Source organism: Jiangella mangrovi (assembly GCF_014204975.1).
In the GTDB taxonomy this organism is placed as follows: Bacteria; Actinomycetota; Actinomycetes; order Jiangellales; family Jiangellaceae; genus Jiangella; species Jiangella mangrovi.
Map to the genome: position 1 here is coordinate 251,351 of NZ_JACHMM010000001.1, position 13,392 is coordinate 264,742.

Here is a 13,392-nt window from a genome sequence, read left to right on the forward strand (position 1 = left end):
ATCCAGGAGCTACCGAACGATCGTGGAAGGTCAGCTGGTCGTCTGCGGCGCCAGCAGCGCGAGATCGACGGTGGCCGCGAGTCGTTCCCGGCCGGCGTCGGTGTGGTGCAGGTGGTCGCCCTTGTCGTAGGCCGGCAGCAGCCGCGTGGGGTCGGCGGGGTCGCGCAGCGCGGCGTCGAAGTCGATGACGCCGTCGAACGCCTCGTCGGTGCGGAGGAACGCGTTGACCTCCTGGCGCACCGTCTCCTTCGCCGGCGTGTAGGCGGACGCCCCGCCGAACGGCGTCAGCGTGCCGACGACGACCCGCAGCCCGCGTGCGTGCGCCCGCTCGGCGATCTCGCGGTAGCCGTCGATCAGCGGCGCCGACGTCGTCACGCTGCGGGACACGTCGTTGATGCCCTGGAAGAGCAGGACGGTGTGCACGCCCGGCTGGTCCAGGGCGTCGCGGTCCAGCCGGTCGAGCGTGCGCGGGCCGTAGTCGTCGAAGAGGATCCGGTTCCCCGACATCCCGGCGTTGAGCACCCCCGACTGCTCCGCCTCCGGCAGCTCCAGGATCCGGCGGGCCAGGTGGTCGGGCCAGCGCAGGTTGGTGTCGGGCACGTCGCCGCCGCCGTCGGTCAGCGAGTCTCCGACGACGGCGATCGCGCCGGCGGCCTCGGTGTCGTCGAAGGAGACGCGGTCCAGCCAGAACCAGTGCTCCAGCTCGTCGGTGAAGGCCGCTCCCCCGGCCTCGGTGGCGTGCCGGCCGCCGGCCAGGTAGGTCGTCGCCGTCGGCCGCAGGTGCCCGGAGACCGTCTGCACCGACCCGGGCACGTACGCGCTGACGACGACGTCCGAGGCCGGTGCCCAGGAGCCGGGAACCGGGTCGCTGACCACCGAGCCGCCGGCCGGCACCGTCACCGTCGCCCGGCCGCCGAACGTGACCGGCCGGATGCTGCCGTCGACCACCGCGGCGCCGTCCTGCTGCGCGCCCACCGTCACCTCGCCGAACGTGACTGGGGTGAGGCCGAAGGCGTTGGTGAGCCGGATCCGCAGATCGTCGCCGCCGATGCTGGTGCGCACGACCATGCGCACGGTCTGGTTCTCGATCCGCACGTCCTCGAGCAGCGACGACGACGCCGCCCACGTGCCGGTGCCCGGGTGCGGCGGTTCCTCGACGACCGGGGCGAACCGCACGGCGTCGCCGCGCGCGTTCCCCGGAGCGTCGCCGACGGTCAGCGTGACCGAGCCGAGCTGGTCCTCGGTGAACTCGTACTCCCCGAGCGAGACCCAGCGCCCGCCGTCGGCCCGCTGGTCGAGCACGGTGTCGGACTCGCCGCCGGCGTGCGTCACCGTGAAGGTGGCGGCCGGCGTGCTGTTGGTGTGCAACGGGAACCAGACCGACACGTCGTAGGTGCCGTCCAGCAGCTTCGCGGACCAGGTGGCGGTCGAGCCGTCCGTCGCACTGAAGCGGGACCTGGAGCCGTCGAACCCGGCCAGGGCGCTGCCGGCCCACGCGCCGGTCTCGGCGTAGGCCGGCGTCTCCGGATCGCAGGTCGCCGGCGCCCCCTCGTCGGTGACCGTGACGACCGCGCGGCCGCCGTCGGGGGCGGTGACGACCACCGGCTCGGATCCCGGCCCGGCGCCGACGGTGTTCACCGCAGCGACGGTGTACGTGCCGGCCGCCCGGTCCAGGCCGCCGAGGCCCAGGGACGTGCCGGTCGTGCTGCCGATCAGACCCTCGGCGCACGTGGCGGCGCCGGTCACCTCGACGAGGTACGCACGGGCATCGGGCACCGGGTCCCAGCTCAGGGTGACCTGGCCGTCGTCGCCGGTCTCGGCGGACACTCCGGCCGGCGCCGCCGCCGGGGCCGCGGTCTCGACCGGCAGCGAGTGCTGGGCCCGGCCGCCGCCGCTGAGCACGTAGTCGTGCCCGGGCTCGAAGGCGAACCGGAACGCGCCGGTGACGTCGTCGACCTCGAACGGGACGGTGTCGCCCGTGGTGCGATCGGTGACGCGCAACCGGGCCGGGTCCCAGCCGGTGTTCGCGTTGAGGATCGTGCTGTCCGCGGAGCCGTCGGTCCACTCGTAGCGCGACGACCGCGAGACCGGGTAGACCTCGGCGCTGAACCCGGTGACCTCGCCCGCCTCGGAACGGTCGCGCGTCACCAGCACGCCCTTGCCACCCACGAACGCGGGCACGCGGTCGGTGCCGACGGCGTAGTCCTCGAGCGTGCGCGGGCCGTCGAAGACCGCCCCTGTGGAGTAGTCGATCCAGCGCCCGTCCGGCAGGTACACGTCGCGGGCCTGCGCGGTGTCGAAATCGGCCCCGAACACCGGGGTGGCCAGCAACGACTCGCCGAACATCCACTCGTACTGCCGGGTCTCGTCGTTGACCAGGCCGTAGGTGTTCTCGTCGTCCGGGTAGGCGATCGGCAGCGGCGTCATGGCGTACGGGAAGCCGCTCGCGTTGCCGTCGAGAACGGCGTCGTAGACGTAGGGGTGCAGCGCGTCGTGCCACAGGGCCAGGTCCTTCACCGACTCCGCGTAGTCGGAGCGGCCCAGCTCCCACGGACCCTTGCCGAACGTCATCACCGGCGCCATCGCGTTGAACTGCGCGTTGCGCATGACGTACGACATGTAGGCCGGGTCCGACATCGACGGCCCGGGTGTGCCGCCGATGATGTCCGGGGAGATGTTGGCCGCTCCGGACGCCGCGATGTTCAGCAGGTTGACCGGCATCCGGTCCGGGTCCTCGTGGAAGACCTCGCCAGTGCCGTAGATGGTGTCGTTGATGCGGACGACGTCGCCGGGCACCGAGTAGGCCGCGTTGCGCACCATCATCAGGTTTCCGTCGTCGTGCAACGCCACTTGCAGGGGGTTCCAGTTGCCGTCGAGGTGGAGGTCGGGCTCGTAGAGCATCGTGTCCTCCTTGAACCCGTCGACGCCCCAGGCCCGCATCCGCTCGACGAACCAGTCGACGGCGTCCTCGTCGGACCCGTCGAGCACGTAGCTCGGGCCGCTGGGGAACTGCGCGCGGGTCACGACCGTGGGCGTGCCGTCGGCGTCCTGCAGGAGGAAGCCTGCTGCGGCGGCTTCCTCCGTGAACGGCCCGTCATGGACCGGGTTGTGGTTGCCGCCGTCGGCCGGGAGGGCCTTGACGTTGTTCCGCGCGCCCAGCAGCAGGTCGATGTCGTTCTCCGCGAACAACGCCTTGAGCCGGTCCGGGTCCGGGTAACGCGGGTTCGGCAGCCCGGGCTGGGCGTCCTCACGCCCCGGTTCCTCGGTGTCGTCCCACATGCCGAAGCTGTTCGTGGTGCCCTCGGCGGGGCGGCCGCGCGGCCCGGGCCAGAACCCGGAGCCGACGATGCCCCAGCCCAGCGGGTAGCCGTGGTCGACGAAGCCCTGGACCGTCTCCTCGACCGAGGTCTGGTAGGTGTTCCAGGCCAGCGCGCCGTAGGCCTCCCAGCCCAGCTCGAACAGGTCCGGCCGCGGCTCGACGTCGGTGTAGCCGTGCTCGACGCGCGCGTCGCGGTAGTCGGAGTAGACCTGCTTCAGGTCGCCGGCCAGGAAGTAGTGGACGGCGTCGACGCGGTCCACGCCCGCGACGCCGAGGCGGTTCTCCGTCTCCGTCAGGGCGACCCGCTTCTGCCCCTCGTCGAACAGCACCTGCGCCACGCCCTGCGCGGGGAACACCATGAACGTGCTGATGAAGCGCTTGCACGAGCCCTGGTTGGTGACGTTGTCCAGGACGATCCCGGTGAGCTCCAGCGTCGGGCGCGCCTCGACCTTGCCGCTGCACGGCGTGCCCTGGTCGGGCTGGCCGTCGGCGTGCGCGCCGTAGTCGCCCAGCCCGTAGGCCGGCCCGGCGGGCGCCGTGCGCAGGTCGACGGTGGCCGGCGTCGCGCCGAGCTCGTCGACGGTGATCCGCACCGTGGTGGCCGACGGGTGCACGTGCACCCGCACGGTCTCGCCGTCCTCGAGCTCGACGTCCAGGACGGCGGTCGCCGCGCTCGGGCTGCTGACGAGATCCGTGCCGACGGCGTCGGCGTCGTTCACGCGCAGCCCCGACTCGGCGTGCGGTGGCAGCGTCGAGCGGCCGGCGGCGTCGGCGAAGCCGTACCGGAACCCGTCCTTGACGATCGTCATCGTGTACGTGTCACCGCGCACGACGACGGTGTCCGCGGTCTCGGTGACACCCGGCCCGGCTGCAGCGGCCGCGGCGGGCATCCGGTCGGCCGGGAGAGCCGCGCCGGTCGCCACCATCGTCCCGGCGACGAGGCCGGCGAGCCCCGTCAGCAGTCGTGTTCGCATCATCGTCATCCACGCTCCTCATCGGATCGGGCAGCGGCGGCCAGCACCGCTTGGCTCTCGGTTCGGCTCAGCAACCCGGCGGCCTGCCAGGCGAGCGTCGTCTCGCGGACCGCCCGGACGAACGCCCCATGCCCCTCGAACGGGGCGCCCGCCCAGACCTCGTCCAGGAACGTGCAGCCGTCACCGCCGTCGCGGTTCGGGACGCCCGAGTCCTGGTCGCCGAAGACGATGCTGCCGCCGGCGGGATCACCGGCCGGGCACGCGTCGTCGAGCACCTGGTAGTCGTGACCGGCGACGACGGCGAACACGACGGCGCCGGTGACGGGGTCGCGCTCGGCCGGCACCTCGGCGCCGGTCGTGGTGTCGAGCACCCGGACCGCGTCCCAGCCGGTGTTCGCCGCGGTGACGGACGACGTCGTCTCGCCGTCGGGCGCGGTGGAGGTGTACGTGGCGCCCTCGGGCGCGACGGGGTACACCTCGGCCACCACGCCGCCGTCGCGCTGCGCGGTGAGGATGCCGGTGCCGCCGACGAACGCCGGGACCGTGCCGACCGGCTGCGGGTGGTCCTCGAGCGTGACCGGGCCGGTGTAGCGCTCCCCGGTCTCGAGGTCCATCCACTCCCCCGCCGGCAGGTACACGTCGCGCGCCTGCGCCGTCGTGACGTCGGAGCCGAACAGCGGGTGGACCAGCAGCGACGGGCCCAGCATCCACTGGTACTGCTTGGCGGTGTAGGACACGAGGTCGTAGGTGGCCGCGTCGTCCGGGTAGGCGATCGGCAGTGGCGTCGCCGTCCCCGGGTAGCCGGTGCGCCAGCTCTCCGCGGCCGCGCTGTAGATGTAGGGCAGGTAGCGGTCGTGCCAGCGCGCCGCCTTCAGCGTGGCCTCGCGCAGCGCCGGGTCGGAGATGCGCCACGGCTCGTTGCCGAACGACATCGACGGCGACACCGCGGCGAACATCGCGTTGCGGGCCAGGAACACCTGCTTGGCGCGGTTCGTCTCCAGGTCCGGCATGGGCCGGCCGCCGACGATGTCGGGGTAGAAGTTGGGCTGCCCGCTGGCCGGGTACGCCAGACTGTTGACGGCGGTCCGGTCGCGGTCGGACGCCGCGTGGTTGTAGTCGGTGTCGTTGATGCGCAGGATCGACCCCGGCACCGAGAACGCCGAGTTGCGCACCATCACCAGGTCGCCGCGCTCCGCGAACGCCTCGTTCACGGCGTTGACCAGCGCGCTGTCGTAGTAGTCGTTGTCACCGCCGTCGAACATGTGGTCCTCCTTGTAGCCGTCGGCGCCCCACAGCTCCATGAGGTCCGCGAACCACGCGACCGCCTCGGCGTCGTCGGGGTCGACGAGGTAGATCGGCGAGCCCGGGAAGTTCGGGGTGGTGAAGACCTTCGCCTCGCCCGGCGCGTCCTCGATGAAGTAGCCCCTCTCGAGGCCCTCGAGGACCCACGGCCCGTCCAGCTCGGGGTCGTACTGCCCGCCGTCCTCGGGCAGCGCCTTGAAGCTCTGGCGCAGGCCGAGGATCAGGTCGATGCCGCGCTCGGCGAAGAACTCCTTGTAGGTGTCCGGGTCGGGGTACTTCTCGCCCCACATGCCGAAGCTCGACGTCGTGCCCTGCCCGCCGCCGTCGCCGTAGGGCCAGAAGCCCGAGCCGGTGACGGCCCAGCGCAGCGGGTAGCCCTCGTCGAGGTAGCGGGTGACGGACTCGGTGATGGTCTGCTGGTTGGTGTTGTAGGCCAGCGCGCCGTAGGACTCGTAGCCGACGCCGAAGAAGTCGTAGTCCGGCTCGGTGTCGACGTAGCCGGCGTCGGCCCGGGCGTCGCGGAACGCCTCGTACACCGTGGGCATGTCACCGAAGAAGTAGCGCAGGTCCGGCATCGTCGCGGCGTGCACGCCGAGGGCGGTGGCGTCGGCGTCGACCTGGGCGCTCATGCGGCCGCGGTCGAAGACCACCTGGCCGAGGCCGCGGTCGGGGAAGACGGTGAACGTGCTGACGAACCGGTACACCGGGCCGCCGTTCTGCCCGTAGATCTCCTCGAAGTCCGAGCCGTAGACGTTGAGGTTGCGCGAGCGCACCCCGCCGTCGTCGCCCAGCCCGTACGCCGGGTTCATGCCGCCGGCGACCCGCGCGACGATGCGGCCGACGGCGCCCGCGTCCGGCCCGGTGGGCACGACGGACAGCCCGAGCGACGCCGCGTCCGGCCGGACGGTCACCGTCGCCGGCAGGCCGTCGGCGAAGACCACCCGCAGGCTGACGCCGTCGTCGCTCGCGCCGGTGACCTCGGTCGAGACGACGCCGCAGAGCTCGCCGCCGGACGGGCCGCTGAGCAGCCCGGACTCCGGGTGGGCGGCCGCCACCTGCTCGCCGTCGCGCTCCAGCGCGTAGCGGAACCCGTCCCGCTCGATCCGCATCGCCCACCCGTCGGTCTCGACCGCCACGTGGGTGGGCGTCTCGGTGAGGGTGTAGCCGGCGAACTCGCGCTGAGCCGGCTCGCCCGGCGGCGGCGCCTCCGGTGCCAGGTCGCAACGCGGCAGGGCCAGCCGGATCGCGTCGGTGCGGGTGATGGCGCCGGCGGTGACCGCCGTGACGGTGATGCTGACCTCGTCGCCGGCCTCGCCCTCGACGGTGCCGATGTGGCGCCAGGACCCGCCGCCGACGGACTGGTCGACGGTGACCGGCTCGGCCAGTCCGGTCCAGCCGTACGTCACCTTCTTGTCGTTCTCGACCGAGGCCGTGTACCAGGCGTCGAGCTGGTAGCTGCCGTCGGCCGGCAGCTCGAGCGTCCAGGTCGCCGTCGCGCCGGCCTCACGGGTGAACCGCGTGCGCCCGCCCTGGTAGCCGGGGTCGCGTGCCTGCGACCAGGTGCCGGTCTCGGTGTACGAGGCGTGCGTGGTCGTGGCGACGACCTCGGGCTGGACGGCGGTGGCCGGTGCCGCGGCCACCGCCACCCCGGTCAGGCCGAGGGCGACGGCGGCCGCCGCGAGTGCCGCGCGGGGCAGGCTGGCGCGGGGCAGGGGCATGGTGGGACTCCTCGATGCGTCGACGAATGGAGGATCGGCACCCCGCTACGCCCCCCCGTCGACGCAGTGAGGAAGTGGGGTCAGATCAGCGCCTGCACCGCCTCGCCCGCGGCGGCCATGGCGTCGGCCGGCGACGAGCTGCCCACGAGCACCGCCTGCACTTGCTCGGCGACGGCGGACTCCATCTGGGCGTACTGCGGGAACTGCCAGAACGGGTTGACGGTGGCGGTGGCGGTGACCCGCTCGCTGAACGCAGCGGTGAACGCGTCGCCGGTGACGGCGTCGGAGTCGAGCGCCGCCTGCGTGGTGGGCGGCAGGCCCAGCTTCTCGAAGAAGTCGACCGTGGTCGGCTCGTCCGACGTGACCCACTGGGCGAACTCCGCCGCCGTGCCGGAGCCCTCGCCGTCGACGACGACGATCGCGTGGCCCCAGAACAGCGCCCGCGGGTCGTCACCGTCCTGCACGACCGGCCGCGAGATCGGGTCCAGCTTGCTGGCGAAGTCGGGGTCGGGCGACTCGCCCACGACCGCGCTCTTGCCGACGATGGCGTCGTCGTACATGACGGCGCGGCCCTGGCTGAACAGCGCGCGGGCGTCGAAGCGGTCGACGTCGGGCGCGATGAGGCCGTCGTCGTAGAGCTTCTTGTACCAGGTGACGGCGTCGATGCTGGCGTCGTCGCCGATGGTGACCTGGCCGTTCTCGATCAGCGGGCTGCCGAACGTCTGCATCCAGATGAGGATGTCCTTGAGCTGCGCCACCTTGGTCGACGCGGCGTAGGGCACGATGCCGTCGCCGAGGCCCTTGAGCTCGCGCAGCATCGCCTCGAAGTCCTCGATGGTCGTCGGCGTGGTGGTGACGCCGGCCTGCTGCATCAGCTCGGTGTTGGTGACCAGGCCGATGGCGCCGATGGTCCAGGGCAGTCCGTACTGCGTGCCGTCGTACTGCCCGGCCTGCAGGGCGGCGTCGGTGTAGCCGCGGCCGTCGGCGAACGTGCTCAGGTCGGTCAGCTTGCCCAGCGCGGCCAGCGCGCCGAGCCAGGCGACGTCGACCTGCGCCGCGCCGCTGAACTGACCGCCGCGGATCTGCAGCGTCAGCTGGTTGAGGTACTCGTTGTACGGGTAGGTGACCGGCGAGATCGAGACGCCGGCGTCCATGCCGAACGCGCCGACGAGGCCCTCGATGACGGGCTTGGGCGCCTCCTCGCTCAGCGACCACGACGCGAAGGAGAAGTCCTGCGCCTCGCCGCCGCTGGTGGGCGTGCTGCTGGAGCCGCTGCTGGCGTTGCTGTCGTCGTCGCTCGCCGACGGCGCGCAGGCGGCCAGGCCGCCGAAGCCGACGGCGCCCGCGCCCAGGCCCATCAACTGGAGCAGGCGGCGACGGGAGTAGGTGGTGCTCACGGTGACCTCCGAAGACTGAAGGACTGGTCAGCCCTTGACGGCGCCGGCAGTGATGCCGCCGACGAGATAGCGCTGCAGGACGATGAAGCCGATGACGACGGGCAGCGACACGACCAGTGACGCCGCCATGAGTTGCGGCCAGGCCGTCTGGGCCTCGCCGACGAACGTGTTCACCAGGCCGGGCGGCAGCGTCTGCTTGTCCGGGCCGGCCAGGGTGAGGGCGAAGATGAAGTCGTTCCAGCCGCGGACGAACGCGAACAGCCCGGCGGCCACCAGGCCCGGCGCCGACAGCGGCAGGACGACGGAGTGGATGATGCGCAGCCGCGACGCCCCGTCGACGCGCGCGGCCTCGATCAGCTCGTCGGGGATGGTGTCGAAGAACCCCTTGAGCATCCAGACGCACAGCGGGAGCGTGAACGTCGTGAACGACAGGATCAGCGCGGCGTAGCTGTTGAGCAGGCCGTACGCGCTGAACACGGCGTACAGCGTGACCAGCAGCAGCGCCTGCGGGAACATCTGCGACGACAGCACCAGGTACATGAGCGAGCGCCGGCCGCGGTAGCGGAACTTCGAGAACGAGTAGCCCATGTAGGCCGAGACCAGGACGCTCAGCACCGCCGTGACGACGGAGACGATGACGCTGTTGACCAGGTAGCGGAACAGGTCGGGGTTGTCGGCCAGGTCGGCGTAGTGCTCGAACGTGATGTCGCCGGGGAAGAACGACGGCGGGTACTGGAAGACCTGGTCCTGCGGGCTCAACGACGTCGCCAGCAGCCAGTAGGCCGGCAGCAGCGCGAACGCGCCGAACACGACGATGGCGACCCAGGCCGAGATGCGCGGGCCGAGCCGGTCGCGCGGCGAGCGACGACGGCGCCGGCTGCGGGCCGGCTCGTCCGGCCGCGTGTGCGGCGGCGACGGGCGGGTGGACGTGGTCACGCTCACTCCTGCTCACCTCGTTCGGAGAAGCGGACGTAGACGACCACCAGCACCAGCAGGATGATCATCCAGAGCAGGCCGAGGGCCCCGGCGCGGCCGAGGTCGAAGCCGCGGAACGCGGTCTCGTAGACCGACGTCGCGAAGGTCTGCGTCGTGCCGGCCGGGCCGCCGCCGGTGAGCACGTAGATGATGTCGAAGTGCTGGAAGTTCCAGATGAACTCCAGCAGCAGCACCAGGCCGACGATGCCCTTGAGGTGCGGCAGCGTGACGGAGAAGAACCGCCTGATGGTGCCGGCGCCGTCGACCTCGGCCGCCTCGTGCAGCTCCGGCGGCACCGTCTGCAGGCCGGCCAGCAGCATCACCATCATCCACGGGAAGCTGGCCCAGGTCTTGGCGATGATGACCGCCGCCATCGCGGTGCCCGGCTCGGCCAGCCACGCGTGCGGCTCGTCGATGATGCCGAGTCCTTCGAGCAGGCCGTTCGCCACGCCGTAGTTGGCGTTGAAGATCCACATCCAGAGGAACGACACCACGACGCCGGGCACCAGCCACGGCACCAGGAAGACGCCGCGGAAGACCTTCTGCCCACGCAGGCCGGTGTTGAGCGCGAGCGCCAGGCCGAAGCCGATGACGAACGGCACCAGGGTGCTGCCGACGGTGAAGACCAGCGTCTGCCGGAAGATCCGCCAGAAGTCGCTCTCGAGGACCGCCTGGATGTTCTCGAACCCGACGAACTCGCGCCCGGGGATCACGAGGCTCTGCTCGAAGAACGCGGTGACGAGAGCCGACACCAGCGGATAGAGGACCACGGCCACGAGCAGGGCCAGTCCCGGCAGGGTGAGGGCCACCGCGAAGGCGCCGTCACCGATGCGCCGCGGTGCCGTCGTCGAGGGCGTGTGGGTGTTCCTTACGCCCGCTCGACCGGATGCCACAATGCCTCCATGCATCGGGTGGAGATGGTATGCAACATGTGCATACACTACGCACATGTTGTTATGTGTCAAGCGCGTGTTTCATGCGCTGGTCAAAACGGTGACCTCCTCCGGGACCGGTCGATGACTCCCCGTGCGCGCGGGCGCGAGTCCACGGGCGGCACGCAGAGCGTCGAGCGCGCGCTGTCGCTGCTCTCCGTCTTCACCGAGGAGCGCCCGCAGCTGCGCATCTCCGAGCTGGTCGCCGCGACGGGCCTCGGCCAGTCGACGGTGTCGCGGCTGGCCGGCGCGCTGGTCGGCCTGGGGTTCCTCGCGCACGACCCGCGCAGCAACCTCTACGGCATCGGGCCGCGGGTGGTGTCGCTGGCCGGCATCGGGCTCAACGAGTCGCCGGTGCACCAGCAGTCGCGCCAGCTCGTCCAGGAGCTCGCGGCCACGCTCGGCCTCGGGGTCAACGTCGCCGAGCGGCACGGCGACCAGCTGTTCTACCTGTGCCACTTCGAGGGCCGGCTGTCGCCGCGCCCCTCGACGCTGGTCGGCCGGGGCGGGCCACTGCACGCCACCGCGCTGGGCAAGGCGCTGATCTGCGAGCTGCCGCCGGACGCCGTCGCCGAGCTGATCGGCACCGAGTACGCCCGGTACACCCCGCGCACCGTCACCACGCCTCCCGAGCTGGCCGACGCGCTGGCCGAGGTGCGCGAGCGCGGCTTCGCCACCGAGCTCGAGGAGCTGGCGTTCGGGCGCACGTGTCTCGCGGCGCCGATCCGCGACCGCACCGGCCGCATCGTCGCCGCGCTGTCGGTGTCGGGCCCGCTCACCGCGATGAACCTGCCGGACCGCCAGGACGAGCTGGCGATGACGGTGATCGAGCACGCCGACCGCATCTCGTCGGGCCTGGGCTACCACGCCGCACCCGCCGCGGCCGGTCGGCTATAGTCGCCGTCGTGACCATGGTTCGTCGGTATCCGTATTTTGCGCAGGCTCCGGGTGGAGCCTGGCGTGTCATGCGCTAGCCACGAACCACCCGGAGCCAGCAGGGCAGAGACGTCGTCGTCTCTGCCCTTCGTCATGAGACGGGCCGGCTCGCAGGGGAACCGACGGGACGTCCCGCTCGACGCAGAGGAGACGTAGCACCCATGTCCGAGCCCCAGTCCCCCACCGGCGACCTGCGCGTCACCGGCTTCCAGCCGCTCATCCCGCCCGCCGGCATGCTCGCCGAGCTGCCGATGGACGAGGAGCACGCCGCGCTGGTGCGCTCCAGCCGGGCCGAGGTCCGCCGCATCATGGCCGGCGAGGACGACCGCCTCATGGTCGTCGTCGGCCCGTGCTCGGTGCACGACCCGGTGGCGGCGCTCGACTACGCCCGGCGGCTGAAGCCGGTCGCCGACGAGCTGCGCGACGATCTCGCCGTGGTCATGCGGGTGTACTTCGAGAAGCCGCGCACGACGGTGGGCTGGAAGGGCCTCATCAACGACCCCGGCCTGGACGGCACCTTCGACGTGCCGAGGGGCCTGCGCATGGCCCGCGAGCTGCTGTTCGAGGTCCTCGGGGCCGGGCTGCCGGTGGGCTGCGAGTTCCTCGAGCCGATCAGCCCGCAGTACATCGCCGACACCGTCTCGTGGGGCGCCATCGGCGCGCGCACGCCGGAGAGCCAGGTGCACCGCCAGCTCGCCTCCGGCCTGTCCATGCCGGTCGGCTTCAAGAACGCCACCAGCGGCGACGTCCAGGCCGCCATCGACGGCTGCACCGCCGCGGCACACGGCCACGTCTTCTTCGGCGTCGACCACGACGGCCGCGCCGCCGCCGTCAGCACCGCAGGCAACCCCGACTGCCACGTCATCCTGCGCGGCGGCAGCGCCGGCCCGAACTACGGCCCCGACCACGTCCGCGACGCGCTGGCGCTGCTGCACAAGGCGCAGCTGCCGGGCCGGCTGGTCCTCGACGCCAGCCACGGCAACAGCGGCAAGGACCACGAGCGCCAGGCCGTCGTCGCCCGCGAGATCGCGGCGCAGGTGGCCGGCGGGCAGCACGGCATCGCCGGCGTCATGCTCGAGAGCTTCCTGGTCGCCGGCCGCCAGGACATCGAGAGCACGCCGCTGGTCTACGGCCAGAGCGTCACCGACGCCTGCATGAGCTGGGACACGACGGCGACACTGCTGGACGAGCTGGCGGCCGCGGTCCGGGCCCGGCGCGCCGGCTGAGCGACGGGTCACGGCGACAGGCCGCGCTGCACGGTCAGCGTGGCGAGGAGGGCCGGGAGGGCGGGGAACAGCAGCGGGAGGGCGGCCGGCGTCGTGGACCAGGCGCCGGCCGCGAGACCAGCCACCAGCACCGCCACGCCCAGCGTCGGCAGCGGCCGCCGCCAGGCCACCTCGGCCGTCACCTGCCACGACCGCACGACGGGCAGGTCCAGGTGCGCCACGACGGCGGGCAGCTGCAGCAGCGTCGCGAGGTAGCCGGCGGCCACCACCGCCATGGCCCAGGCGAACGGCGTCGACCGCGACAACAGCAGGTAGAACACGACCACCCAGACCGTCAGGATCGGCAGCCCGAGCACCGGCTGCGACGACACCAGCGACGCCCGCCACACGGCCCAGAAGTCGCGCCACATCCGCGGCGAGCGGTCCAGCACGTACCCCCGCAGCACGGCGTACAGCGCGGCCGTGGCCGGGGCCAGGCCGAACAGCACCAGCCCCGCCAGGACCCCCAGGAGCCACAGCAGGTTGAGCCCGGCCAGCCGCGCCGGCCAGTCGAGCCACCCGTAGAGCCGGCCGTACCGGCCCCCGACCCGGACCTCAGCCATCGCCGTCAACC

Annotated in this window: 8 protein-coding genes; 2 read left to right on the top strand and 6 right to left on the bottom strand. The window is 72.2% G+C overall.

The window, feature by feature from the left end:
* Nucleotides 1–30: 30 nt before the first annotated feature.
* From HD601_RS01100 to HD601_RS01120, 5 genes are all read right to left on the bottom strand, one after another.
* Nucleotides 31–4,302 carry a GDSL-type esterase/lipase family protein gene (locus HD601_RS01100; RefSeq protein WP_184818526.1) on the bottom strand — a complete coding sequence of 1,424 codons (4,272 nt, stop codon included), beginning with the start codon at nt 4,300–4,302 and terminating at the stop codon, nt 31–33.
* Nucleotides 4,299–7,313, bottom strand: a complete 3,015-nt coding sequence (locus HD601_RS01105) for a golvesin C-terminal-like domain-containing protein (RefSeq protein ID WP_184818528.1) — start codon at nt 7,311–7,313, stop codon at nt 4,299–4,301. The genes HD601_RS01100 and HD601_RS01105 overlap by 4 nt, the downstream gene beginning before the upstream one ends.
* Nucleotides 7,314–7,393: 80 nt before the next feature.
* A complete protein-coding gene (locus HD601_RS01110) occupies nt 7,394–8,671 on the bottom strand; it encodes an ABC transporter substrate-binding protein (protein ID WP_184829334.1) in 1,278 nt (425 codons plus the stop codon).
* A gap of 66 nt (nt 8,672–8,737) precedes the next feature.
* Nucleotides 8,738–9,646, bottom strand: coding sequence for a carbohydrate ABC transporter permease (locus HD601_RS33290; protein ID WP_221440447.1), 909 nt, complete (start codon nt 9,644–9,646; stop codon nt 8,738–8,740).
* A 2-nt stretch (nt 9,647–9,648) separates the two neighbouring features.
* A complete protein-coding gene (locus HD601_RS01120; RefSeq protein ID WP_184818532.1) occupies nt 9,649–10,593 on the bottom strand; it encodes a carbohydrate ABC transporter permease in 945 nt (314 codons plus the stop codon).
* A gap of 108 nt (nt 10,594–10,701) precedes the next feature.
* Here HD601_RS01120 and HD601_RS01125 point away from each other — a divergent pair, with 108 nt between their 5' ends.
* Nucleotides 10,702–11,514 (top strand): IclR family transcriptional regulator, encoded by an 813-nt coding sequence (locus HD601_RS01125; RefSeq protein ID WP_184818534.1) that lies wholly within the window; start codon nt 10,702–10,704, stop codon nt 11,512–11,514.
* A gap of 200 nt (nt 11,515–11,714) precedes the next feature.
* Nucleotides 11,715–12,779 carry a 3-deoxy-7-phosphoheptulonate synthase gene (locus tag HD601_RS01130; protein ID WP_184818536.1) on the top strand — a complete coding sequence of 355 codons (1,065 nt, stop codon included), beginning with the start codon at nt 11,715–11,717 and terminating at the stop codon, nt 12,777–12,779.
* Between the two features lie 8 nt (nt 12,780–12,787).
* Here the strand turns inward: HD601_RS01130 and HD601_RS01135 are convergent, their stop codons facing one another.
* Nucleotides 12,788–13,381 carry a DUF624 domain-containing protein gene (locus HD601_RS01135; RefSeq protein WP_184818538.1) on the bottom strand — a complete coding sequence of 198 codons (594 nt, stop codon included), beginning with the start codon at nt 13,379–13,381 and terminating at the stop codon, nt 12,788–12,790.
* Nucleotides 13,382–13,392: the final 11 nt, after the last annotated feature.

Excerpts from the sequence above, each read along its gene's own strand:
- HD601_RS01100 (WP_184818526.1), bottom strand. The coding sequence starts at position 4,302 with ATGACGATGATGCGAACACGACTGCTGACGGGGCTCGCCGGCCTCGTC.
- HD601_RS01105 (WP_184818528.1), bottom strand. The coding sequence starts at position 7,313 with ATGCCCCTGCCCCGCGCCAGCCTGCCCCGCGCGGCACTCGCGGCGGCC.
- HD601_RS01110 (WP_184829334.1), bottom strand. The coding sequence starts at position 8,671 with ATGGGCCTGGGCGCGGGCGCCGTCGGCTTCGGCGGCCTGGCCGCCTGC.
- HD601_RS01120 (WP_184818532.1), bottom strand. The coding sequence starts at position 10,593 with ATGCATGGAGGCATTGTGGCATCCGGTCGAGCGGGCGTAAGGAACACC.
- HD601_RS01125 (WP_184818534.1), top strand. The coding sequence starts at position 10,702 with ATGACTCCCCGTGCGCGCGGGCGCGAGTCCACGGGCGGCACGCAGAGC.
- HD601_RS01130 (WP_184818536.1), top strand. The coding sequence starts at position 11,715 with ATGTCCGAGCCCCAGTCCCCCACCGGCGACCTGCGCGTCACCGGCTTC.
- HD601_RS01135 (WP_184818538.1), bottom strand. The coding sequence starts at position 13,381 with ATGGCTGAGGTCCGGGTCGGGGGCCGGTACGGCCGGCTCTACGGGTGG.